At 48.9% G+C, this 24,110-nt stretch carries 19 protein-coding genes; 11 read left to right on the top strand and 8 right to left on the bottom strand.

The features are described from left to right. Positions 1–39: 39 nt before the first annotated feature. From hpf to ACTHRE_RS05545, 7 genes are all read right to left on the bottom strand, one after another. On the bottom strand, positions 40–354 hold the full coding sequence (gene hpf / locus ACTHRE_RS05575) for a ribosome hibernation-promoting factor, HPF/YfiA family (protein WP_049335299.1): 315 nt from the start codon (positions 352–354) through the stop codon (positions 40–42). A 49-nt stretch (positions 355–403) separates the two neighbouring features. Beyond that, positions 404–1,759 (bottom strand): RNA polymerase factor sigma-54, encoded by a 1,356-nt coding sequence (gene rpoN / locus ACTHRE_RS05570; protein ID WP_377072551.1) that lies wholly within the window; start codon positions 1,757–1,759, stop codon positions 404–406. Between the two features lie 181 nt (positions 1,760–1,940). Beyond that, positions 1,941–2,675, bottom strand: coding sequence for an LPS export ABC transporter ATP-binding protein (lptB, locus tag ACTHRE_RS05565; RefSeq protein WP_063069323.1), 735 nt, complete (start codon positions 2,673–2,675; stop codon positions 1,941–1,943). Between the two features lie 70 nt (positions 2,676–2,745). Then, a complete protein-coding gene (gene lptA, locus ACTHRE_RS05560; protein WP_003748337.1) occupies positions 2,746–3,276 on the bottom strand; it encodes a lipopolysaccharide transport periplasmic protein LptA in 531 nt (176 codons plus the stop codon). After that, on the bottom strand, positions 3,257–3,838 hold the full coding sequence (lptC, locus tag ACTHRE_RS05555) for an LPS export ABC transporter periplasmic protein LptC (RefSeq protein WP_377072553.1): 582 nt from the start codon (positions 3,836–3,838) through the stop codon (positions 3,257–3,259). Before lptC ends, lptA begins: the two co-directional genes overlap by 20 nt. Next, on the bottom strand, positions 3,835–4,371 hold the full coding sequence (locus tag ACTHRE_RS05550) for a KdsC family phosphatase (protein ID WP_377072555.1): 537 nt from the start codon (positions 4,369–4,371) through the stop codon (positions 3,835–3,837). Before ACTHRE_RS05550 ends, lptC begins: the two co-directional genes overlap by 4 nt. 66 nt (positions 4,372–4,437) lie before the next feature. Then, a complete protein-coding gene (locus ACTHRE_RS05545; protein ID WP_377072557.1) occupies positions 4,438–5,412 on the bottom strand; it encodes a KpsF/GutQ family sugar-phosphate isomerase in 975 nt (324 codons plus the stop codon). A gap of 134 nt (positions 5,413–5,546) precedes the next feature. Between ACTHRE_RS05545 and tal the strand changes: the two genes are divergently transcribed. From tal to ACTHRE_RS05530, 3 genes are all read left to right on the top strand, one after another. Further along, positions 5,547–6,602, top strand: a complete 1,056-nt coding sequence (tal, locus tag ACTHRE_RS05540; protein WP_440345266.1) for a transaldolase — start codon at positions 5,547–5,549, stop codon at positions 6,600–6,602. Positions 6,603–6,754: 152 nt separating this feature from the next. After that, entirely contained in the window at positions 6,755–7,642 is an 888-nt protein-coding gene (gluQRS, locus tag ACTHRE_RS05535) for a tRNA glutamyl-Q(34) synthetase GluQRS (RefSeq protein ID WP_440344895.1), read from the top strand. A 238-nt stretch (positions 7,643–7,880) separates the two neighbouring features. Continuing rightward, positions 7,881–8,615 (top strand): LytR/AlgR family response regulator transcription factor, encoded by a 735-nt coding sequence (locus ACTHRE_RS05530; protein WP_070459495.1) that lies wholly within the window; start codon positions 7,881–7,883, stop codon positions 8,613–8,615. 276 nt (positions 8,616–8,891) lie between these two features. On the opposite strand, the gene pilC is transcribed toward ACTHRE_RS05530, so the two are convergent. Continuing rightward, on the bottom strand, positions 8,892–12,512 hold the full coding sequence (pilC, locus tag ACTHRE_RS05525; protein WP_440344896.1) for a PilC family type IV pilus tip adhesin: 3,621 nt from the start codon (positions 12,510–12,512) through the stop codon (positions 8,892–8,894). 483 nt (positions 12,513–12,995) lie between these two features. Between pilC and carA the strand changes: the two genes are divergently transcribed. From carA to ACTHRE_RS05485, 8 genes are all read left to right on the top strand, one after another. Next, positions 12,996–14,126, top strand: a complete 1,131-nt coding sequence (gene carA, locus ACTHRE_RS05520) for a glutamine-hydrolyzing carbamoyl-phosphate synthase small subunit (RefSeq protein ID WP_070656162.1) — start codon at positions 12,996–12,998, stop codon at positions 14,124–14,126. A 136-nt stretch (positions 14,127–14,262) separates the two neighbouring features. Further along, complete coding sequence (locus tag ACTHRE_RS05515) at positions 14,263–14,520, top strand: SemiSWEET family transporter (protein WP_049225703.1); 258 nt, start codon at positions 14,263–14,265, stop codon at positions 14,518–14,520. A 277-nt stretch (positions 14,521–14,797) separates the two neighbouring features. Further along, positions 14,798–15,550, top strand: a complete 753-nt coding sequence (locus ACTHRE_RS05510) for an LEM-3-like GIY-YIG domain-containing protein (RefSeq protein ID WP_049344526.1) — start codon at positions 14,798–14,800, stop codon at positions 15,548–15,550. A gap of 25 nt (positions 15,551–15,575) precedes the next feature. Then, positions 15,576–18,791, top strand: a complete 3,216-nt coding sequence (carB, locus tag ACTHRE_RS05505) for a carbamoyl-phosphate synthase large subunit (RefSeq protein ID WP_377072572.1) — start codon at positions 15,576–15,578, stop codon at positions 18,789–18,791. Positions 18,792–18,882: 91 nt separating this feature from the next. Further along, the gene (locus ACTHRE_RS05500; RefSeq protein ID WP_377072574.1) at positions 18,883–19,641 is read left to right on the top strand and encodes a nucleotidyltransferase domain-containing protein; all 759 of its coding nucleotides are present in this window, start codon (positions 18,883–18,885) and stop codon (positions 19,639–19,641) included. Between the two features lie 14 nt (positions 19,642–19,655). Continuing rightward, positions 19,656–20,717, top strand: a complete 1,062-nt coding sequence (locus ACTHRE_RS05495) for a DNA polymerase beta superfamily protein (RefSeq protein WP_377072576.1) — start codon at positions 19,656–19,658, stop codon at positions 20,715–20,717. Positions 20,718–21,109: 392 nt separating this feature from the next. Then, positions 21,110–22,789, top strand: coding sequence for a type IV-A pilus assembly ATPase PilB (gene pilB / locus ACTHRE_RS05490; protein WP_063069314.1), 1,680 nt, complete (start codon positions 21,110–21,112; stop codon positions 22,787–22,789). Positions 22,790–22,868: 79 nt separating this feature from the next. Further along, positions 22,869–24,110 carry a type II secretion system F family protein gene (locus ACTHRE_RS05485; RefSeq protein WP_377072579.1) on the top strand — a complete coding sequence of 414 codons (1,242 nt, stop codon included), beginning with the start codon at positions 22,869–22,871 and terminating at the stop codon, positions 24,108–24,110.

Below are 24,110 nucleotides of genomic sequence, written 5' to 3'. Positions count from 1 at the left end.
CCGTCTGAATGTTCAGACGGCCTTTATCATACAAAAACTTTATTCGGCAGCAGGTTTGACAGTACTGCGGACATCACCGCTTTTTTCTTTATGTTTCAAAACAGCGCGGTCAAGCTTATCCATCAAAACATCAATCGCGGCGTACATATCCTGTTCAATCGCTTCAACGTGCAAATCTTTGCCTGCCAAATGCACATCGGCTTCGGCTTTTTGATTGACTTTTTCTACCGAGAGCGTAATGGTCACAGAGATGATGTTGTCAGCATGGCGATTGATTCGTGCCAACTTATCGGAAACATAGTTTTTGATGGCTTCGGTAACATCAAAATTCAGACCGGTGATTTTCAGATTCATGATACAGCTCCTTCGGTTGATTAGTCCGTCAAAACGGATCGGAATATATCTACTCGGTAAATTTTCGTTTGTGTGCCGGTGGTATGTCTAATGATTCTCTATATTTAGCAACTGTACGTCTGGCGATTTCAATGCCGCGTTGTTTTAATAATTTGACGAGGGTCTCGTCCGAATAGGGTTTGCTGCTGTCTTCACTTTCAATCAGCTGGCTTAATACGGCTTTGATTGCGCCTTGGCTGAACCCTGCGCCGTCATCGTCGGCATTGACTGCCTGTGTGAAGAAATAGCGTAACGCAAACAGTCCGCGCGGGCAAGACAAATATTTCTGATTGGCGGCGCGCGAAATGGTACTTTCTGCCAAACCCAATTCGGCGGCGGCATCTTTCATCAGCATGGGCGACAGTCCGATTTCTCCGAAGATGAAAAAATCTTCCTGATTTTTGACGATATACTCGGCAAGGCGGAGGACTGTGCTTTTGCGCAGTTCCAAAGAATCAATGCGCTGCTTGGCTTCGTTGATTTTTTCCTTCCACTCCGGTGCGCCCTCTTCCGCTGATTTCATCAGGTCGCAATACTCCTGATTCAGCTGTAGCTTCGGCCAAGCCGCCTCATTGCTGATAACTTCCCAGCCGTCCTTGCCCTCTTTGACCCAAACGTCAGGCTGAATATAAGGCGTAGGCGTGGCAGAGGCGAAACCGTAGGCCGGATAGGGATTGAGCTCGGCAATCATATCGAGCGCGGCTTCTATGGTTTCGCTGTCGGTATCGGGATAGAGTTTGCGGAAACGCAGAACGTTTTGTTTGCGGTTTTTGCCTAACTCTTGAAGCGAACTTTGCACCAAATGCGCGGCCATTTGTCTAGCCGGAGAAGCCGGCAAACGCATTAATTGCAGCATGAGCGACTCGGTCAAATCGGCAGCCGCTACGCCGGGCGGCTCAAAGGTTTGCAATACATCCAGCGCATTTTGCAGGACCTCTTCGTCCAGCATCCAATCCAACGGCGTGTGGTCGATGATTTCTTCGAGGCTGTCGGTGAGGTAGCCTTGTTCATCCAAAAAATCAATCAAAACGTGAACATAGGCCGCTTCCACTTGCGAGAGCGGATGCTCGCACACTTGGGCATGCAAATAGTGTTTGAAATCCTCTTCTTCAGCGATGTTACTCCAAATATCTTCGGCATCGTCGCCGCTCAACTGCTGACCTGCGCGCGGCATTGTGACGACACGATTGAGCCCGCTATCGGCAAACTCATCGATTTCCGGACGCTCAAGCAGAGGATTGTCTAATAACCAGTCTTCCACTTCGCGCTCAAGCTCAAGACCCGACATCTGCAAGATGCGCAGAGACTGCTGCAGCCGCTGGTTGAGCTGCTGGGTCTGTTTGAGTTTAAGGACGAGTGAAGACATAGCGTTTTTTCGAAGTGTATGGATAGTTTTTCAGACGGCCTTTATACGGAGGGCCGTCTGAAAAACTAGGTTATCGTATTATATTTGTATTCTTAGTAATTATTTCAATATTTACAGATACCCTCAATTGAAATGAGAGCCTCGTGTGAAACCGGTTTTACGATTGCCGTCAAATATGCATTCAATATTTGAAATTTTCACCCAAGTAAACCGAACGGACTTGTTCATTGTTGACCAAATCATCCGGCTTGCCCGAAGCCAATACCGTACCATCACTGATGATGTAGGCACGGTCGCAGATGCTGAGGGTTTCGCGCACGTTGTGGTCGGTAATCAATACGCCGATACCGCGTGATTTGAGGAACTCGATGATTTTCTGAATATCGATGACGGCAATCGGGTCAACGCCGGCAAAAGGTTCGTCCAACAAAATGAAACGCGGCTGCATGGCCAGCACGCGTGCGATTTCGACACGGCGGCGTTCGCCACCGGACAAAGATGGCGCAGGGTTGTTGCGCAGGCGCTCGATATTCAAATCTGCCAACAGTTTTTCCAGTTCGGCATCGATGCGGCTTTTGTCCTTTATGCTGATTTCCAAAATGGCGCGGATATTTTGTTCCACGGTCATTTTGCGGAAAATCGAGGCTTCCTGTGGCAGATAGCCGACGCCGAGGCGGGCGCGTTCGTGAATGGGCAGGTGGCGCAACTCTTGTCCGTCCAACATCACGCTGCCTGCATCGGCGGCAATCAGTCCGACAATCATATAAAAGCTGGTGGTCTTACCCGCGCCGTTGGGGCCGAGCAGGCCGATGACTTCGCCGCTTTCGATTTCAAGGGAAAAGCTTTTGACGACTTGGCGTTTTTTGAAACTTTTTTGCAGGTTTTGAACCACAAGACGGCTGTTGTTTGCGCTCATATTCTGTTGACTTTCGATATTGACCTCAGGCCGTCTGAACCTTTTTCAGACGGCCTTTTTGTGTGTTTTCTTATTTGTTTTTCTGCGTGCTGGACGGCTGGATGACCACGCTGACGCGGCCGGATTTCGCGGCGGATTTCACACCGGACTTGGCACTGCCGTTGATGGTGTAAACCTCGGTTTTGGTGTTGTAGGTAATGACCGCACCTTCGGCCACATCGCCGCCGCGCTGTACTTTGGCATTGCCGGACAATGTCACCAAATTAGCGGCGGAAGAATACGTTACAGTATTGGCTTGGCCATTGACCACGCCTTTGCCGCCGTCCAACTCTTGGCTGAATTTGACGGGCGAGCCGGTGGCTTTCATCAACTGCTCGCTTTTGTCGTTGCGCGAAACGGTCACGCTGCCGGCACGGATATTGAGCGTGCCTTGTTTGATGATGACGTTGCCGGAAAAGGTGGTGCTTTGGTTGTTTTGGTCAAGCGAGCCTTGGTCGGCTTCGATTTGAATCGGCTGCTTGCTGTCGCTTTGCAGGGCAAAGGCCGGGCTGGCCGCAAAAACGGCAACAAGGGCTAAGGTTTTACAAATTTTTTGTATCATAAATTGTGGCTTTCACTTTGGAAGGGAAATTCAGCAAACCGGTTTTGTGATCATAAGTCATGCCGTTTGCCTGACCGCCAGACTGTCCGTATTGGAAAGTAACGGGGCTGTCGGTATGGGCGTATTGCGCTTCGGTATCGACATTCAAACGTTCGGTTTTGACGATGCCGGCCAAACGCTTGGCATCTGCCGCTTTGTTCAAGACAACATTCTGTTCAAAAACGACTTTTTTGTTTTGAATATTGTACGCTGCCTTGTCGCTGCCGACTTCGTACAACAGGCTGCCATCGCGGTAAAACAAAAGATGCGGTTTGTCCAAATGCACGTCCGCGCTATTGGGATATTGGACGGCATCAACCGCGCTCAGGTTTTCTTTCAGACGGCCTTCTTGGTCAAAACGTTTGCCGTTGATGCCTTTCATCGAATATTGCGGCTCATTCGGATTGAGGACGACTTCTTCGACCTGCACTTCGCTGATGCGGCCGAGCCACGCCGCCAATGCGCCGAGTGAGACGGCCAACACCAGCGGAAAGGCGATTCCGTAACGCCATCTGATTTTCATCGTACATACTCTTTCAAAGCAGGTTCAAGCGTACCTTGCGCCTGCATAATCAAATCGCACACTTCACGCACCGCACCTGCGCCGCCGGAACGTCGGGTTACATAATGGGCGTATTGCAAAGTAAACCAATGCGCTTCAGGAACGGCGACCGCCAATCCGCAACGCACCATCACGGGCAAATCGACAACATCGTCGCCGACAAAGGCGCACTCATGCTCCTCCACACCAGCCTGTTCGCGTAATTGGGCATAGGCGGCACGTTTGTCGTGAATGCCTTTGAAGTAATAGTTGATACCGAGCTGCTTCACGCGGATACCGACGGAAGATGCATCGCGGCCGGTAATAATCGCCGTTTGCACACCGCTGGCCTGAAGCATTTTCAAACCGTGTCCGTCCAAAGTGTGGAACGATTTGATTTCTTCGCCGTTGTCGCGGATAAAAATGCGACCATCGGTCAAAACGCCGTCCACATCCAGTATCAGCAGTTTGATATCGGAAGCGCGTTGTTGCAGATCGGAAGAGAGGTTTTGCATAAGGTTTCCTTATTTCAGACGGCCTATTCTAGCATAAGGCCGTCTGAAAACGTTTTTGCCGTCGATTCAGACAATTCGTGCCATCAATAAATCGTGCATGTTCAGCGCGCCAATCAGTACGCCGTTTTCTTCGACCACCAGCAAACCGTTCACATGGCCGCTTTGCATGGCTTTCAAAGCTTCAGTGGCAAGGCGGTCGGCAGAGATGGTTTTCGGCGAAGCGTGCATGATGTCGTCCACTTTCAAACCGGCAAAGCTGTCGCGTTCTTGAAACAGACGGCGCAAATCGCCATCGGTAAATACGCCTTTCAGACGGCCTTCGGCATCGGTTACCGCCAACATACCCAAGCCTTTTTCACTCATGCGGACAATGGCTTCTTTCAATGGCGTGCCCAACAAAACGGCAGGCAGGGCTTCTTCTTTGTGCATGATATCCGCCACGCGCAACAACAGACGTTTGCCCAAACTGCCGGCCGGATGGCTTAAAGCAAAATCATCCGGCGTAAACGCGCGCGCCTGCAGCAATACCACCGCCAGCGCATCGCCCAACGCCATTACGGCAGTCGTACTGGAAGTCGGCGCCAGACCGAGTGGGCAGGCTTCTTTGGAAACTGCCGCGGTAATATGGATATCGGCATGACGCGCCATGGTCGAAGTCGGATGAGCAGTGATACAAATAAGCGTGATGTTTTTGCGTTTCAACGCCGGAATAATCGCTGCAATTTCATCGCTTTCGCCGGAATTGGAAATGGCAACCACGACATCGTTATCGACAATCATGCCCAAATCGCCGTGCGCTGCTTCGGCAGGATGGACGAAAAACGCAGGCGTGCCGGTGGAAGCCATGGTTGCCGCCATTTTGCGGCCGATGTGTCCGGACTTGCCCATGCCGGTAATGACGACCCTGCCCTTGCAGTGCAACAACGCTTCCGCCGCACGGACAAAATCATGATCCAAAGCCGCCGCAATTTCACGCAAACCTTCGGCTTCCGTATCCAATACATCGCGCGCCCAGTCGAGATAAAGTGTGTTTTCCGCCATCAAAGCTACCTTTCGTGCTTGAATTTAGGTTTGTTTTGCCCAAATTAATCGGCTGTAAACTGTTCAAATTCATCGAATCGGCGTAGCATTACCGCCACTTCGCAAACAAACCTATTATGTAAAAGGAATCAGAGATGACTATTTTATCGGACGTTAAAGCATTAGGACAACAAATCTGGTTGGACAATCTCTCCCGTTCGCTGGTACAAAGCGGCGAATTGGCAGAAATGCTGAAGCAAGGTGTGTGTGGCGTAACTTCCAATCCTGCCATTTTCCAAAAAGCCTTTGCCGGAGACGCCCTGTACGCCGATGAAGTAGCCGCGCTCAAACAGCAAGACCTGACCCCGAAACAACGCTACGAAACCATGGCGGTTGCCGATGTGCAAGCCGCTTGCGACGTATGTCTTGCCGAACACGAATCCACCGGCGGCAAAACCGGCTTCGTCAGCCTCGAAGTTTCGCCTGAATTGTCCAAAGACGCGCAAGGTACGGTTGAAGAAGCGCGCCGCCTGCATGCCGCTATCGGCCGTAAAAATGCCATGATTAAAGTACCGGCAACCGACGAAGGCATCGAAGCACTCGAAACCCTCGTTTCAGACGGCATCAGCGTCAACCTGACCCTGCTTTTCTCCCGTGCCCAAACCCTTAAAGCCTATGCGGCCTACGCACGCGGCATTGCCAAACGTTTGGAAGCAGGACACGACGTTTCCCATATCCAAGTTGTCGCCAGCTTCTTTATTTCCCGTGTCGATGCCGCATTGGACGCCACCCTGCCCGACCAACTCAAAGGCAAAGTCGCCATTGCGCTGGCCAAAGCCGCCTATCAAGATTGGGCGCAATACTTCGGCAGCAGCGAATTTGCCGCGCTTGCCGAAAAAGGTGCCAACCGCGTACAACTTCTGTGGGCATCTACCGGCGTGAAAAACCCTGCCTATCCTGACACGTTGTACGTTGACAGCCTGATTGGCGCCCATACCGTCAACACCGTTCCCGATGCCACACTCAAAGCCTTTATCGACCACGGCACCGCCAAAGCCACTTTGACCGAAGGTGTGGACGAAGCCCAAGCGCAGCTTGCCGAAACCGCGAAACTCGGCATTGATGTCGAAACTTTGGCAACTCGTTTACAGGAAGACGGTTTGAAACAATTTGAAGACGCTTTCGCCAAACTGCTTGCTCCCTTGGCTTAAGCGGATTGAACGGATGGTCGAGAAACTTAAATCATTTTGAAAAGTCTCAGGCCGTCTGAAACCCAAATTCGGGCGTGTACGGCACGCCCTTTTCTATCACGATTTGAATACCGCGCAGGCATACTGCCCCTGCCCTACAAAACCACCCTGCCATGTATATAGGACGTTTCGCCCCCAGCCCTACCGGCCTGCTTCATATCGGTTCCCTACTGACCGCCGTCGCCTCCTATGCCGACGCGCGCGCTCATCAGGGCAAATGGCTGGTCCGCATTGAAGACCTTGACCCCCCGCGCGAAATGCCCGGCGCCGCTGCCGACATTTTGCGCACGCTTGAAGCTTTCGGCTTTGAGTGGGACGGCGAAATCGCCTATCAAAGCCGCCGTTACGACCTATATCAAGACACCCTCGACCGCCTCAAAGCAGCCGGGCTGGTGTATCCCTGCTATTGCAGCCGCAAAGACTGGCAGGCGGTGGCAACACATGGCGCAGACGGATTTGTGTATAACGGCCGTTGCCGCAATCCTCAGCAAAGACCCGACACGCAAAACAAAACGCCGGCATGGCGCATTCAAGTTCCCGATCGCGTAATCGGTTTTTCAGACGGCATTGTCGGATATTACGCACAAAATCTGGCACACGATATCGGCGATTTCGTCCTGCTTCGTGCCGACGGCTATTGGGCATATCAGCTTGCCGTGGTTGCCGATGATGCCGATCAAGGAATAACGCATATTGTCCGCGGTCAGGACTTGCTCGTCTCCACACCGCGCCAAATCTATCTGCAACAATGCCTCGGCGTTCCCACACCGGCCTACGCCCACCTTCCCCTATTGACCAACAGCCAAGGGCAAAAATGGTCGAAACAAACCCTTGCCCCGGCTTTGGATTTGAATCAAAAAGAACAACTTCTCCGCCAAGTCCTAACCTATCTCAACCTACCCGATGCACCTGCTGTGAACCGTCCGCAAGAATTGCTCGATTGGGCGGTCGCACACTGGCAAATGGACAAAATCCCAAAATCGTCCATTATCACGGACTGAATTAGCGCAATTACAACAAAATTACTCTAGGTATTACAATATTTCATAAAATTATGTAAGTAATCTTCCGATTCATCCCAAACCATGCCCAAGAAGCGAAAAATCATGTATATTTTAAGAATTTCCTAAAATTGTCACAAACTGATAATTTCAAGCTTACAACAACATACGGCTGACGCGTTATTGAGGACGACAAAGCGCGGCAGATCTCCCACGATACAACAAAAAGAATACCGCTATGCCAAGTGCCATTATTGTAGAAGACGAAGTATTAGCAGCAGAACGCTTACGTGTATTATTGGAAGAGTGCAATGTCGTACTGCTCAACGTCTTTCACCATGCCATGCCAGCATTGGAGTGGCTGAGCGTCCACGAAGTTGATATCGTCTTTGCCGACATCGGCATGCCGGAAATCGACGGTCTCGAGTTTGTCGAACGCATTAAGCGTACCGCCAAACGCCAGCCGGAAATTGTCTTCACTACAGCCTACGAAGAACACGCCCTGCGCGCGTTTGAGCTGGCTGCCGCAGACTATCTGCTCAAACCAATCAAAATGACCCGCCTGCAAACCGCGCTTGACCGCATCATCGAGAAAAACCGCGAAAAAGCAGACAGTTTCACCCATTTCAAAGTGTACAACCGAGAACGCATGGTTGAAATCCCATGGCAACAGGCGCGTTACCTGATGGCGGAACACAAAACCGTCTATCTGTTTACCGGCGACGGCCAAAGCTACGAATTACCGAAAACATTGGTTTACTGGGAAGAATTGCTGGGCGATAAAGTCATCCGCATCCACCGCAATGCCCTCGTCTTCCGCCACACCCTAGACAGTCTGATTCGACTGGACGATGACGAAAACGATGAATCCGCATCCACGTGGAGCGCTAAAATTCTCGATATTCCGACCCCGTTGCCCGTCAGCCGCCGGCAACTCTCCACCCTGCGGAAAATCATTAAAAACAGCATCTAACAATGCGCTCCTTGACTCGTTCTCTTTAAATCAAAGGCCGTCTGAAAAGATACTTTTCAGACGGCCTTTTAACTTATCAGCCAAATGGTAGAAATTTAAAAAAAGAATAGTCCAAATCTGTCGTTTAGCTCTATCCAAGCTTTCAATTTGATCAAAGCTTGTTTTGCCCTCAAACAAGCTTTTCTATCCACCAATCCAACATTTTTGAATTACTACTACTCAACAGAAAAGGCCGTCTGAAAAATTCAGACGGCCTCGATATTCAAGCCTTACAAATTAAAAGAACAATTCACGCCAGCTGATACGTTTGAGTCCGCATGTACGGCCTTCTACTTTCAGGCTGACCAGTTGGTTAGACAAGAGACTGCGATCACCCTTGGTTGCGAAACATTTATTGTTTGGCACGCTCGGCGTAGCGTTCAGCTCCTTATCCGTACCCGTGCCGCCGCTATCGCCATCGGCAGTTACCGGAGAATCGTCGGCTTTGCTGGAATTCAGATAAGTAAAATTGATAACACCATCAAAAGTCATACCGTTGGCGTAATAAATCTGACCATTATTTTCACGTTTGAAAAATGTGCGATCCTTATCCTTACTGGAGATACGCGCATCACGCAAGCCTAAACGTCCGCCGTTTTCGGCATTTACGCCCAGAATAATCGTTTTCGCAGTCGTTTGTTCGGACTTACTGTCCGGCAAACAAACATCGGTACCGGAAGAATCAGGATGAATTGTTTTGGTTTCATACTTACGGATGGTCAGAACAGCTGTACGCAAAATCATCGTCGGTTTGACAGTCACACGTTCATTCGGACCTAAAGTCAGACTCCAGCCTTTTTTGCCTTCACCAACCTTATTATTGCTGACATAAATGTGTTCGCCGTCACTTTCTCTGGTTTGCTGTTCCAACTCACTGCTGTTTGCCAAAACCGCTTTTTTAGATTCATCAGTAGACACATCGTCGTAAATACCATAAACGGCATTGATTTGTCCGTTGGTACCTTCTAGTTCATTCTGATAAATCTCGCTACCCGTACCAAAAATAACGACATACTTGTCTTTACCGCGACGGGAGACCGCAGGCGCAGACGTAATCGGTTGATTACCCGAGCCTTGGAAAATCATTTGTGCCGACCATTCAGACGGTGTTTCACCACTCAAGTCGAAGCGGAACATATTACCGTAACGGTCGCCTGCATAGGCAATATCGACAATACCGTCAAAATCGGTGTCTACCAAAGTGGGGGTAGAGAGGCCCCCTTTGCCATTGTGAACAGGAATTCTGCGCAAGAGCTTGCCGGCTTCTTTAGAAAAAGAAACATTAGTGCCAGTATTTTTCGTCCCTGCCTCTTTCCCTGCCTCTTTCCCTGTCATATCATAGACATATAAAGCCGTGTCATTATCCTCACTATTCAGGTCTTCAGTACGATAACCGCTGGCCAAAAAGCCCGCATAACGCACATTCGATTCCAGATTAACCGGAGTAGTATCGCGCTTGATGGAAACACGGCCGATTTGTGTCGAACCAATGGTATAACCCAGCTTATTGCCAGTGCCTTTTGCAGTTTCAAACAAAGGTACAGTCGTATTCCAACTACTACTACGAACACTGTCAGCCACTGCACCAATATTCAACGCATACGCACCGCGTCCACCCTGACCCATCGCACCAAACATAAAGGTTTGCTTCTTATCAGGCGTTTGACGGAGAACAAAACCACCATTGACCATATAGCGGTGTGGTTGTCCTTTTGTGGAACCATAGCCCTCACGAGCAATATCCTTCAGGACTTTACCCAAAGTTGTCGCTTGACCTTTCTCGTCCTCGCGCTCCATGCTTGCCGGGATATAGCTGAGTTTCAGGTCATAAGGATTGCTTGACGTATCATTACGACGGAAAATATGTACCATGCCATCATTGGCAGCGGCGACCAAAAACTCTTGACGGCCTTTATCCTTATCCCCAATAGCTGCAACAGAACCGTCCAAAATATCGCCCAAATTACGTTCATCTTTACTTGCATCATTAGGGTCAGTCGGACGGATACGATAAGACTGGCTATAATCTTTTGCTCCTGCATCCGCTTTAATGGCTTCATCAGTACCTAATCGGCCAGTCCATTTCAGCAATGCATTTATCCATTCCAACTTATCTTTCGCACTGCCGTCTGAAATGCCAAAATCAGAATTTTCAGCCTTATTATCTGCAACGCTATCGATGTCGATGAAATAGGTTTTCCTGCCATCATTAACCAAAGTGAGGCGGTTATTAAATGATGGCTGGTCAAACTCGGTCGTATTGATAGGCGTACCATTGCGGTTTAATTTATAAAACCGCAACTGACTGCTCCAAGAGCCGGTATTCAAATGAACCGTTGCCGCCATATTGGGAATACCTGTACTGGTCGTCACCGGCGCAGTTGAAGCTGCCCCTTCAAATTTCATTATTTTGCTGTCAGTTTCAATATTGTCGATAATGGTTTTAAAGTGCTCAAGCAACTTTTCAGGTTTTGAGGCATTGAAATACCATTCCGGGCGACTGGCACCCTTTTCCAGATACTTCTTCCCGACTGGAGAGATTCCCTCACCAAAGCCCACGGTAAAAGTCTGAACCAATTGCTTGCTATAATCTACGCCTTTAGGATCGCTTGGATCACCATCCCAGCTCTTGCCCGCAGCATCTCGACGATCTTCTGGCTTAATCGCAGCATCTAGACGATTTTCTGACTTAATCGCAGGTTTAATATCTTTTTCTGCCAAAGTCTGGCTGAAGAAACGCATACCGCGTTTTTCATCCTCATAGTTCCTATCCCAATAAGGAACAATAATTTCGCCAATGCCTTTGACTTCTCGTTTACCATCCTTTTCACCTAAAAGCACCCAATCCCCTGAATCATCATCTTTTGCATAATCAGTATATTGGCATTGAAACTTTTTCTTCCCTTCAGGAGTATCCAATCTCGGATCATAATTTGGCAGATCAAAATATACTTCACCTTTAAGGCCGATTCCTGAAAATTCCTTACCTTGCCCATGTTTATTTTCATAAGCTTTTACTTCAGACGGCCCAAAATATTCATAGACCTCATCCGAGCTACGATCAATAGCACGGTAATAGTTTGAATAATAATATTTTCGGTCATAATTGAAGTTAGTATTGGGAGATTTACGTGGGTCTTCTCCAGAGGCCTGATTGCTACAACTCATATTGGCATCGCCATCAGAAACCACGACAACATAGGATTTTTGACAACGGTATTTAATATTTGGAATAACGAAATTTTTGACAACTTCATAATAACGGCGCGTTGTCGGCGTAGCTTGGTAAGCCAACATCTCGTCTACCTTTTTACTGACATATTCCCAGTTCCGATCGGCAGAACCATCCGTAAAGCCTTCAGTATCCTTCATATCGCCTTTGGTATCGTCGGGTTTAGACAGTTTTACATATGCGTAAAGAGCATTATCCTTTTTCCTTTTTTCCTCATCCCATTTCCAATACCGAGGATTATTATGTAAAGTCTGCAAGCCCCAGTTAAACTGATCTTTATACCGCTCCAAAATCTTCTTTAATGCCGATTTTGCAATATTGATTTTTCTATTCGCATTGATTTCTTCATTCCCATTATCTACATAATATTTACCCTCTGCGTCAGCCAACATACTGCCCGAGTCATCAATCAAAAACATAATATTATGCTTGACTTTGGGCTGGCCAATAGGCTCGTTTACGTTTTTCAGATAAAACGGAATTTCGGCAAAACCATTCTTTTCTTTATATTGCTGGGTATTTGCCTGAACGGAAAAGCTAATGAGGGCTAAAGCGGAAGCGATGCTTGCATGAATGAGGCGATGGCGGCCTGATGGAGGGTTTTGCATAATGTGTTCTTTTTTCATCGGATAATCTCAGTTAAAAATGACGTTGTTTTTATTTTTTATGGGGCTACGATTTTAGCATAAACAGCCTGTTTCATGTTTGATTCAGCTGAATTTCCCTAAGCGTGCATTTCAAACACAACAAAAATGAAACAATCTGCCTGCTCAGTTTTCAGACGGCCTGACTGAATATTTAGTTCAACCTTATTCATCAAGCATTCCAAAAGCAAGGGACTGTACCGTAAAGATAAAACGTTTTTAAATTATCGATTATTTGCTCTACACTTGAAATTCCTATTACTTTGACTTAAAATACACTGCTTCTACGGCATAGACCGCTATGTCTGAAAAAGCACGTTACACAGCAAAATCAAAGCTGCGGAGCGTGTTTTTTTTTAGCCGAGATTTCCGAAGGCTGTCTTTTTTGTAAACAATTTTTATTTTTCAGACGGCCTGACCCATTTTTTTTCGAACCGACCATCATCAGGCAAACAGGATTCCATCATGACCACTCCGGCTCTTCTCGTTCTCGCTGACGGCAGCGTATTTCACGGCACATCAATCGGTTACGAAGGTTCGACTTCCGGCGAAGTCGTGTTCAACACTTCCATGACCGGCTATCAGGAAATCCTGACCGACCCTTCCTACTGCAAACAAATCGTTACCCTTACCTATCCACACATCGGCAACACCGGTACCAACGCCGAAGATGAAGAAAGCCGCTGCGTTTACGTCGCCGGTTTGATTATCCGCGACTTGCCGCTCTTGCACAGCAACTTCCGCGCATCCGAAAGCCTGCACGACTATTTGGTACGCAACAAAACCGTCGCCATCGCCGATATCGATACCCGCCGCCTGACCACCCTGTTGCGTGAAAAAGGCGCGCAAGGCGGTGCAATCTTGACCGGTGCGGACGCTACGGTTGAAAAAGCACAAGAACTGATTGCCGCATTCGGCAGCATGGTCGGCAAAGACTTGGCAAAAGAAGTTTCCTGCACAGAAACTTACGAATGGACCGAAGGCGAATGGGAATTGGGCAAAGGTTTCGTTACACCTTCCGAACAGCCTTACCACGTCGTCGCCTACGATTTCGGTGTCAAAACCAACATCCTGCGCATGCTCGCCTCACGCGGCTGCCGCCTGACCGTCGTTCCCGCACAAACCAGCGCGGAAGACGTCTTGGCACTCAATCCTGACGGCGTATTCCTATCCAACGGCCCCGGCGACCCCGAGCCTTGCGGCTACGCCATCAAAGCCGTACAAAAACTGATGGAAAGCGGCAAACCGATTTTCGGCATTTGCTTAGGACACCAACTGATCAGCCTCGCCATCGGCGCCAAAACCCTGAAAATGCGCTTCAGCCATCACGGTGCCAACCACCCTGTACAAGATTTAGACAGCGGCAAAGTCGTCATCACCAGCCAAAACCACGGTTTCGCCGTCGATGCCGACACTCTGCCCACCAACGCACGCATTACCCACAAATCCTTGTTCGACAACACCTTGCAAGGCATCGAACTGACAGACAAACCTGTATTCTGCTTCCAAGGCCACCCCGAAGCCAGCCCGGGCCCGCAAGACGTCGGCTATCTATTCGACAAATTCATTGACAATATCAAAGCAGCAAAACAATAAAGCTGATTTTTTCAGACGGCCACACTCAACTCGACAACAGGCCGTCTGAAAACCAAACTTCAAAAATATAAATTCAGCCCCCTCTCAACATCTGTACAGCCTGAAAACCCAATCGTCTAATCAGAAAGGAAAACCAATGACTGAAAAACAAATGCACATTCTTTCCGTCACCGCCACCCTGGCCGGCGTCGGTATGTACGTTTCTTATATCCCGCAAATCCAAAACAACCTTGCCGGCAACCCCGGCTCGCCGTTGCAACCCCTCGTCGCCGCCATCAACTGCACATTATGGTTTGCCTACGGCTTTTTGAAAGAAAAACGCGACTACCCCATCATACTGGCAAACGCCCCAGGCATTATTTTGGGTTTGATTACATTTATCACTAGTTTTTAAGGAAGTTTTCAGACGGCCTGTGCAAAATAAAAACGCAAACGGTCGTCTGAAAAAAGTGGCCAAAATATCAATAGCAGGAATTTTTCAGGTAGTTTTTTATCGCAAGGCAGATGGAACAAACCCCGCGAGCGTTTTTTCAGACGGCCTTTAATATGTACCGCAAGGCACGCACGCGATGGGTTAAAGTGCAGGGAAAATGGAGAACGCGTGCGTATCGCACGCACCCTGCATACAAGCTAATAGCTTGCTATCTAAATACATTTGAGGAAAAAAGAATATGGACAAGTTTTCATCTGAAGTTTGCAAAGCCCTTGCATATTACGTTTACCGCTTAATTGACCCAAGAAATGGTGAAACTTTTTATGTAGGCAAAGGCAAAGACAACCGGGTTTTTGAACATTTGAAACAATGTTTGAAAATAGCGGAAGATGGCGAAGATGAACTGAATTTAAAATATAGTAGGATTCGCGCTATCCAAAAAGCCAAATTGGAAGTTATCCATGTCATTCATCGACATGGCATGAATGAGAAAACCGCTTTTGAAGTAGAAGCTGCTTTAATAGATGCCTATCCGGGGCTATCAAATGAACAAAGCGGACATGGCAATAGTGAATTTGGTTCGATGCATGTATCTGAAATACAAGATAAATACGATGCACCTGTTGCACAATTTGACAGCGATCATAATCTATTGATTATTAATATTAATCGTTCTTTAGATAAAGAAAAATCGGCTTATGATGCTGTTCGCCTAGCCTGGCGGCTTGATGTTGAGCGGGCAAAACGTGCGCATTACATCTTGGCGGTTGAAAAAGGCTTAATTGTGGATGTTTTACAAGCGCATGAATGGCTGCCAGCTACTAAGGAAAATTTTCCTGAGCTTAATGAAACCATAGTAGGACGTTTTGGTTTTCACGGCGAATCACTTTCTAAAAATGATGAAGTCCGCCAAAAATACCAACGTAAAAGGCTGCCTGAAGAATATCGTAAACGGGGTGCCAGCAATCCCGTTAAATATAGTTTTAAATAACCTGAAATCTCTAAGGTAAAACACCATGCCCAAACGTACCGACCTAAAATCCATCCTTATCATCGGCGCCGGCCCTATCGTTATCGGTCAAGCCTGCGAATTTGACTATTCGGGCGCACAGGCCTGCAAGGCTTTGCGTGAAGAAGGCTATAAAGTCATTCTGGTGAATTCCAACCCCGCCACGATTATGACCGACCCTGAAATGGCGGATGTTACCTACATCGAGCCGATTATGTGGCAGACGGTGGAGAAGATTATCGCCAAAGAGCGGCCCGACGCGATTCTGCCCACGATGGGCGGCCAGACTGCGCTGAACTGTGCGCTGGATTTGGCGCGCAACGGCGTGTTGGCGAAATACAATGTCGAGTTAATCGGCGCAACGGAAGACGCGATCGACAAGGCGGAAGACCGCGGCCGCTTTAAGGAAGCGATGGAGAAAATCGGCCTCTCCTGCCCGAAATCTTTTGTCTGCCACACGATGAACGAAGCTTTGGCAGCGCAAGAACAGGTCGGCTTCCCTACCCTGATTCGTCCTTCTTTCACCATGGGTGGTTCGGGCGGCGGCATTGCCTACAATAAAGACGAGTTTTTGGCAATTTGCGAACGCGGTTTTGATGCTTCGCCTACGCATGAATTGCTGATTGAGCAGTCTGTTCTCGGCTGGAAAGAGTACGAGATGGAGGTTGTACGTGATAAAAACGACAACTGTATCATTATCTGCTCGATTGAAAACTTCGACCCGATGGGCGTGCATACCGGCGACTCCATCACTGTTGCGCCTGCACAAACATTGACCGACAAAGAATACCAAATCATGCGTAACGCTTCGCTGGCAGTATTGCGCGAAATCGGCGTGGACACGGGCGGCTCAAACGTTCAGTTTGCGGTGAACCCTGAAAACGGCGAGATGATTGTGATTGAGATGAACCCGCGCGTGAGCCGTTCGTCCGCGCTGGCTTCCAAAGCGACGGGCTTCCCGATTGCGAAGGTGGCGGCGAAACTGGCGGTCGGTTTTACGCTGGACGAGTTGCGCAACGACATCACCGGCGGCCGCACGCCTGCGTCGTTTGAGCCTTCCATCGACTATGTCGTGACCAAAATCCCGCGTTTCGCGTTTGAAAAATTCCCCGCCGCAGACGACCGCCTGACCACGCAAATGAAATCGGTGGGCGAAGTGATGGCGATGGGCCGCACCATTCAGGAAAGTTTCCAAAAAGCCCTGCGCGGCTTGGAAACAGGCTTGTGCGGCTTCAACCCTCGCAGCGAAGACAAAGCGGAAATCCGCCGCGAACTGGCCAACCCGGGCCCTGAGCGTATGCTGTTTGTGGCAGACGCGTTCCGCGCAGGCTTCACACTGGAAGAAATCCACGAAATCTGCGCCATCGATCCTTGGTTCTTGGCGCAAATCGAAGACTTGGTGAAAGAAGAAAAATCGGTTTCAGACGGCCAGTTGCAAGACTTGGATTATGCCGCTTTACGCCGTCTGAAACGCAAAGGCTTCTCTGACAAACGTTTGGCACAATTGTTGAACGTAAGCGAAAAAGAAGTCCGCGAACACCGCTACGCGCTGAAACTGCATCCGGTTTATAAACGCGTCGACACGTGTGCCGCCGAGTTTGCCACCGAAACCGCCTATCTCTACTCCACTTACGAAGAAGAATGCGAATCCCATCCTTCCGACCGTAAAAAAGTAATGATTCTCGGCGGCGGCCCAAACCGTATCGGTCAGGGTATTGAATTTGACTACTGCTGCGTTCATGCCGCACTCGCCCTGCGCGAATCCGGTTTTGAAACCATCATGGTCAACTGCAACCCTGAAACTGTATCCACCGACTTCGACACCAGCGACCGCCTGTACTTTGAGCCGCTGACCTTGGAAAACGTATTGGAAATCGTCCGCACTGAAAACCCATGGGGCGTGATTGTTCATTACGGCGGCCAAACCCCGCTCAAGCTGGCCAATGCCTTGGTGGCAAACGGCGTGAACATCATCGGCACATCTGCCGACAGCATCGACGCCGCCGAAGACCGCGAACGCTTCCAAAAAGTGTTGAACGACTTAGGTTTGCGCCAACCGCCCAACCGCATCGCCCACAACGAAGAAGAAGCCCTCGTTAAAGCCGAAGAAATCGGTTATCCGTTGGTTGTCCGTCCTTCTTACGTACTCGGCGGCCGCGCCATGCAGATTGTTCACTCTGCCGAAGAGTTGCAAAAATACATGCGCGAAGCCGTACAAGTTTCCGAAGACAGCCCAGTATTGCTCGACTTCTTCTTGAACAACGCCATCGAAGTGGACGTAGACTGCGTTTCAGACGGCCAAGACGTCGTTATCGGCGGCATCATGCAACACGTCGAACAAGCAGGTATCCACTCCGGCGACTCCGGCTGTTCATTGCCTCCATACTCATTGGACGAAGAAATTCAAGACGAAATCCGCCGTCAAACCAAAGCCATGGCATATGCACTGGGCGTGGTCGGCTTGATGAACGTACAGTTTGCCGTACAAGACGGCGTGGTCTTCGTACTGGAAGTAAACCCACGCGCCAGCCGTACCGTACCGTTCGTATCCAAAGCCACCGGCGTACCGCTCGCCAAAGTCGGCGCACGCGTGATGGCAGGCATTTCGCTGAAAGAGCAAGGCGTAGAAAAAGAAGTCATTCCAGACTTCTACGCCGTTAAAGAAGCCGTGTTCCCATTCATCAAATTCCCGGGTGTGGACACCATTCTCGGCCCTGAAATGCGCTCTACCGGCGAAGTCATGGGCGTAGGCGCAAGCTTCGGCGAAGCATACTTCAAAGCCCAACTCGGCGCAGGCGAACGCTTGAGCACAACAGGCAAAGTGTTCCTCGCCGTACGCGATGAAGACAAACCGCTCATCGTCAAAACCGCACAAAACTTCCAAGCACTCGGCTACGGTGTCTGCGCCACACGCGGTACTGCCGAATACTTGAAAGAACACGGCATCATCGTGCAAGCGGTCAACAAAGTACAGGAAGGCCGCCCACACATCGTGGACGCCATTAAAAACGGCGAAATCGCACTGGTGGTCAACACCGTCGGCAGCACAGTACAATCTGTTACCGACAGCCACAGCATCCGCCGTACTTCCCTCACCCAACGCGTACCGCAATACACCACCATCGCCGGCGGCGAAGCCATGAGCGAAGGTGCAAAAAGCCGCGAACATTTGGGCGTGTACAGCGTACAGGAATTGCATGGCCGCCTGAAAAACAAAGCCTAATCAATCCTATCGGATTTAAATAGCTAAAAGGCCGTCTGAAACCTGATTGCTCAGTTTCAGACGGCCTTTCTGCAAAAATAAGGAAAACGTAATGAAACAAACTATTCAAGAAAAACTGACTCAAATTTCACTTGCCGAACCGCTGCACTTTCTGCTGGCGGCGGAAAGCGGAAGCCGCGCATGGGGCTTTGCTTCGCCCGACAGCGATTATGATGTTCGCGCCATTTATATCCGCCCGCAAGAACATTATCTGCAAATCGACGAAGCGAAAGATACGTTTGAATTTATTGAAAATCAATGGTTTGACGTAGGCGGCTGGGATATCCGCAAGGCTTTGCGCCTGTTGAGAAAAAGCAATGCCGTATTGCTGGAATGGTTGCGTTCTCCGATTGTTTATACACAAGATGAGGCATTCATAGGCCGTCTGAACGAACTTGCACCCCAATACGTCCAAGCCGCCGCGTTGTTGCACCATTATCGCGGTATCGCCGGCAATGCTTTGAAAGCCATGGATTTGGCGCAGCCGATTAAATTGAAGAAATGGTTTTACGTCTTGCGCCCTTTATTGGCGGCACGCTGGGCAGTGAAACAAGGCGGTATTCCGCCAATGACTTTGGTTGAGTTGATGAATGAGTGGCAGACAGATTGTGCTACCCAAATTACTGATCTGGTTGCATTAAAAGCGGAGCAGAACGAAAGTTATCTGCACACATTATCGCCAGAGCTGCAAAAGCTGACTGTTGACCTATATAACGAAGTTTCTGTCTTGTCTGCCCCTGCTACCGAACCTGCCGATAGCGGGCCTTTGAACGAATTGTTCCGCTCCACATTGGCAACCATTTATCCGTAAAAGGCCGTCTGAATATGCTGACCCTCGAAGACTTGCACACGCAAAATCTGATTCTGCTTGAAGCCGTGTCCGGCAGCCGCGCCTACGGTTTGGCAACGCCCGAGTCCGATACCGACATCAAAGGCGTGTTTTACCTGCCCAAATCCATGTTTTACGGTATGGAATACATCCCGCAAATCAGAAATGAAACCAACGATATTGTGTATTACGAACTGGGACGGTTTATCGAATTGCTGCTGCAAAGCAATCCGAACACGCTGGAGCTGCTGGCTTCCCCTTCCGACTGTGTGCGATACCGTTCGCCATTGATGGATGCGTTCAAAACCAAATGGTTTATCTCCAAAACCTGCCAGCAAAGTTTTGCAGGCTATGCCTACGGACAAATCAAAAAAGCACGGGGATTGAATAAAAAAATCAGCAATCCGATGCCGTCTGAAAAGAAAAGCATCCTTGATTTCTGCCACATCGTAGAAGGCGCGCAAACTGTACCGCTGCAACACTGGCTTTCGCAACGCGGAATGGAGCAGCGGCGCAGCGGCTTGGTCAAAATCGCCCATGCCCGAGAACTTTATGCACTGTTTTACGATGCCGACGGCACGATGGGCTACCACGGTATTGCACCCAAACCCGAAGCCACAACGCTGTCACTCAGCACCATTCCAGAAGGCGAAACACCGCTTGCCCATCTATCCTTCAATCAAGACGGATACAGCAGTTACTGCCGCGAATATACCTCTTATCAACAATGGCTGGTAGAACGCAACGAAACACGCTATCAAGGCACGCAGGCACATGGTCAAGGTTACGATGCAAAAAATATGATGCACACCTTCCGCCTGCTTGAAACCGCGCACGATATTGCCCTTTATGGCGAAGTCCGGCCACGCCGTCCCAATCGTGACGAATTGCTGACCATCAAGCGCGGTTCTTTTCCTTACAATGAACTGTTGGCGCGTGCAGAAACATTGATTAACGAAGTAGAAAATTTGTTCGCCCAGTCCGATTTACCGGAAGCTGTAAACAGCACTTTGGCAATCAATGCCCTTGTCGAAATCCGAACCAAGATTTACGGATAAGAGAATCAAAAACAGAGGCCGTCTGAAATTATGTGTTTCCTCTTTTCAGACGGCCTTTTCATATTTCAAATTCCAACCGTCTATCCATCAAAACAACCTTTTCTGCCATCTCCAAACAAGCAATAGCAACATGAAATATAATTTCGTTATTGATCGGATTCATACGACAAAATTGTTGTTTTTTCATCATAATCCCAAAATATCGAGTTTAACGCCTATTCTCCTTGCTTTATAATGGCCGTCCGAAATAAAAATATAATTAAAGCAGAAGCATGTCTTTGCAACTTAAGCAGATTTGCATAATTAAATATATGCTTTAATCATAATAATGATAAAATAATACGGCTTTCCTCTAAATTAAAGGGAAAACTGCACAAGAAACGGAAAATAAAATGAGTGTCGGATTATTGCGTGTTTTGGTTCAAAGCCAGACCATCTCAAATCAACAAGCGGAACATTACAACAACCTTTTACAATCAGGCAAAGAAATCCTGCCCAACCTGTTTTCAGACGGCATCATCTCCCCTAAAGCTCTGGGAGAATTAGTCGCGCGCGTATTCAGCTATCCTCTTTTGGATTTGCGCTACTACCCACGCAATAATGTAGTCAGCGACATTCTGACGGAAGAGCAAATGGTGCAAAACCGTTGCATTCCGATTTTCAAACGCGGACGCAAGGTTTATTTCGCCGTATCTGATCCGACCCAAATCCAAAACTTTCAAAAAATCGCTTTTGCTTCAGGTTTAAGTGTCGACTTGGTAGTGGTTCCAGACGACCAGCTCAGCTCATTGCTGGAATGGCTGGGCCAACGTTCGACCACCATTCTGAAAGAAATCAACGACGAACATGAAGCAACCCAGCAATCGCAATCGCTTTATATCGACAATGAAGAAGCTGAAGACGGCCCTATCCCCCGTTTCATCCACAAAACCTTATCCGATGCCCTGAATGCGGGTGCATCGGACATCCACTTTGAATTCTACGAACAAATGGCGCGCGTCCGTTTCCGCGTGGACGGACAGTTGCGTGAAGTCGTACAGCCGCCTGTCGCCGTACGTGGCCAGTTGGCATCGCGCATCAAAGTGATGGCACGTTTGGATATTTCCGAAAAACGTATTCCGCAAGACGGAAGAATTCAAATTGCCTTCCATAAACACGGCCGTCCGATTGACTTCCGTGTCAGCACTTTGCCGACATTGTTTGGCGAAAAAGTGGTGATGCGTATCCTAAATTCCGATGGTACATCGCTCAATATCGACCAGCTCGGCTTAGAGCCTTTCCAAAAAGAAATGCTGCTTGAGGCCATCAACCGCCCTTACGGCATGGTATTGGTTACCGGTCCGACAGGTTCGGGCAAAACCGTTTCACTCTATACCTGCCTGAGTATTTTGAACACGGAAGATGTGAACATTTCGACGGCAGAAGATCCGGCCGAGATTAACCTGCCAGGCGTCAACCAAGTCAACGTCAATGAAAAACAAGGTCTGACATTTGCCGCCGCACTCCGATCCTTCTTACGTCAAGATCCTGATATTATTATGGTCGGTGAGATTCGTGACTTGGAAACCGCCGACATCGCCATTAAAGCCGCTCAGACCGGCCACATGGTTTTCTCTACCCTGCATACCAATAATGCACCGGCTACGCTGTCCCGCCTTTTAAACATGGGCGTAGCGCCTTTCAATATCGCCAGCTCGGTCAGCCTGATTATGGCGCAAAGGCTGTTGCGCAGACTGTGTCCAAACTGCAAACGCGAAGTTGAACGCCCGCCGGTTCCAGCATTGAAAAAAGCCGGCTTTACCGATGCGGACTTGGCTCAAGATTGGAAACTCTACCGCCCGGTTGGCTGCGACAGCTGCCGCGGCAAAGGCTTTAAAGGCCGCGTCGGTATTTATGAAGTCATGCCGGTCAGCGACGAAATGCAAAAAGTCATTATGAACAACGGTACAGAAGTTGATATCATGAACATGGCCTATCAGGAAGGCATGGTAGACTTACGTCGTGCCGGCCTCATGAAAGTCATGCAAGGCCTGACCTCGTTGGAAGAAGTGACTGCCCATACCAATGACTAAACTGCCATATTTTCGAAAATTAAAATAAAGCGGCACGGGGAAACAGTCCGCTTTATTTCTTACTGACAAGGGATAACTCATGGCTCAAGCAGAGCAAAAAAGAAGTCTGTTCGGCTCAAGAAGCAAAGGCAAGCGTTTTACATTTGAAGGAAAAAATACCGAGACCGAACGTCTTGTTCGTGGTGAAGTAGTTGCCAAAGACGAAGAAGAAGCACGCAAAAAACTCCAACGCAGAGGCATTCGCCCTTTGCGTATCAGCAAAGTCAAAACCGCACGCAAACGCCGTATTACCCAAGAAGACATTACAGTGTTCACCCGCCAACTGGCAACAATGATGAAGGCAGGCTTGCCGCTGATGCAGGCTTTTGAAATCGTTGCGCGCGGCCACTCCAATCCGAGCATGACCGAAATGCTGATGCAGGTTCGCTCCGATGTCGAACAAGGTAGCGCATTGGGTAAATCTTTCTCCAAATATCCAAAATATTTCGACCGTTTCTATTGCAATCTGGTCAGCGCAGGCGAGTCCGGCGGCGTACTGGAAAGCCTATTGGACAAACTGGCTGTCTATAAAGAAAAAACCCAGGCCATTAAGAAAAAGGTTAAAACCGCACTGACCTACCCGATTGCCATTATCGTGGTGGCGATTGCGCTTATCTTCATCATGATGATGTTTGTACTGCCTGCCTTTAAAGAAGTTTATGCCAATATGGGTGCAGAGCTGCCACGTCTCACCCAACTTGTCATGAACTTGTCCGATTTATTCGTCGACTACGGCTGGATTATGATCATCCTTTTGATTATTTCCGCCTTCGGCCTGTACAAACTCCATGAAAAATCGCCTACCTTCCAAAAACGAATCGATGCTTTGATTTTGAGACTGCCTGTTTTTGGCACCATTGTCCGAAAAGCGACCATTGCCCGTTGGGCGCGTACGACTTCCACACTCTTCGCAGCCGGCGTTCCTTTAGTGGAAGTATTAGATTCAGTTGCAGGCGCATCCGGCAATATTCTCTATGAAGAAGCCACTCAAGACATCCGCGCCAAGGTAACACAAGGCCTGTCGCTGACATCCAGTATGCAAAGTACAGATATGTTCCCAAATATGGTGATCCAAATGGCGGCCATCGGCGAAGAGTCAGGCTCTTTGGACGATATGCTGAACAAAGCCGCCGAATTCTATGAAGATGAAGTAGACAACTCCGTCTCCCGATTGTCTCACTTGATGGAGCCTATCATCATGGTGGTATTGGGTTCGCTCATCGGTATCTTGCTGATTGCCATGTATCTGCCGTTGTTTAACTTGGGTAATGTCGTAGGTTGA

The organism is Neisseria sp. P0001.S007, assembly GCF_051963655.1.
Classification (GTDB): Bacteria; Pseudomonadota; Gammaproteobacteria; order Burkholderiales; family Neisseriaceae; genus Neisseria; species Neisseria subflava_A.
This window is presented reverse-complemented; position numbering and strand designations above follow the sequence as displayed.

What these genes read in the sequence shown, in the direction of transcription:
- hpf (WP_049335299.1), bottom strand. Translation starts at nt 354, where the DNA reads ATGAATCTGAAAATCACCGGTCTGAATTTTGATGTTACCGAAGCCATC.
- rpoN (WP_377072551.1), bottom strand. Translation starts at nt 1,759, where the DNA reads ATGTCTTCACTCGTCCTTAAACTCAAACAGACCCAGCAGCTCAACCAG.
- lptB (WP_063069323.1), bottom strand. Translation starts at nt 2,675, where the DNA reads ATGAGCGCAAACAACAGCCGTCTTGTGGTTCAAAACCTGCAAAAAAGT.
- lptA (WP_003748337.1), bottom strand. Translation starts at nt 3,276, where the DNA reads ATGATACAAAAAATTTGTAAAACCTTAGCCCTTGTTGCCGTTTTTGCG.
- lptC (WP_377072553.1), bottom strand. Translation starts at nt 3,838, where the DNA reads ATGAAAATCAGATGGCGTTACGGAATCGCCTTTCCGCTGGTGTTGGCC.
- ACTHRE_RS05550 (WP_377072555.1), bottom strand. Translation starts at nt 4,371, where the DNA reads ATGCAAAACCTCTCTTCCGATCTGCAACAACGCGCTTCCGATATCAAA.
- ACTHRE_RS05545 (WP_377072557.1), bottom strand. Translation starts at nt 5,412, where the DNA reads ATGGCGGAAAACACACTTTATCTCGACTGGGCGCGCGATGTATTGGAT.
- tal (WP_440345266.1), top strand. Translation starts at nt 5,547, where the DNA reads ATGACTATTTTATCGGACGTTAAAGCATTAGGACAACAAATCTGGTTG.
- gluQRS (WP_440344895.1), top strand. Translation starts at nt 6,755, where the DNA reads ATGTATATAGGACGTTTCGCCCCCAGCCCTACCGGCCTGCTTCATATC.
- ACTHRE_RS05530 (WP_070459495.1), top strand. Translation starts at nt 7,881, where the DNA reads ATGCCAAGTGCCATTATTGTAGAAGACGAAGTATTAGCAGCAGAACGC.
- pilC (WP_440344896.1), bottom strand. Translation starts at nt 12,512, where the DNA reads ATGAAAAAAGAACACATTATGCAAAACCCTCCATCAGGCCGCCATCGC.
- carA (WP_070656162.1), top strand. Translation starts at nt 12,996, where the DNA reads ATGACCACTCCGGCTCTTCTCGTTCTCGCTGACGGCAGCGTATTTCAC.
- ACTHRE_RS05515 (WP_049225703.1), top strand. Translation starts at nt 14,263, where the DNA reads ATGACTGAAAAACAAATGCACATTCTTTCCGTCACCGCCACCCTGGCC.
- ACTHRE_RS05510 (WP_049344526.1), top strand. Translation starts at nt 14,798, where the DNA reads ATGGACAAGTTTTCATCTGAAGTTTGCAAAGCCCTTGCATATTACGTT.
- carB (WP_377072572.1), top strand. Translation starts at nt 15,576, where the DNA reads ATGCCCAAACGTACCGACCTAAAATCCATCCTTATCATCGGCGCCGGC.
- ACTHRE_RS05500 (WP_377072574.1), top strand. Translation starts at nt 18,883, where the DNA reads ATGAAACAAACTATTCAAGAAAAACTGACTCAAATTTCACTTGCCGAA.
- ACTHRE_RS05495 (WP_377072576.1), top strand. Translation starts at nt 19,656, where the DNA reads ATGCTGACCCTCGAAGACTTGCACACGCAAAATCTGATTCTGCTTGAA.
- pilB (WP_063069314.1), top strand. Translation starts at nt 21,110, where the DNA reads ATGAGTGTCGGATTATTGCGTGTTTTGGTTCAAAGCCAGACCATCTCA.
- ACTHRE_RS05485 (WP_377072579.1), top strand. Translation starts at nt 22,869, where the DNA reads ATGGCTCAAGCAGAGCAAAAAAGAAGTCTGTTCGGCTCAAGAAGCAAA.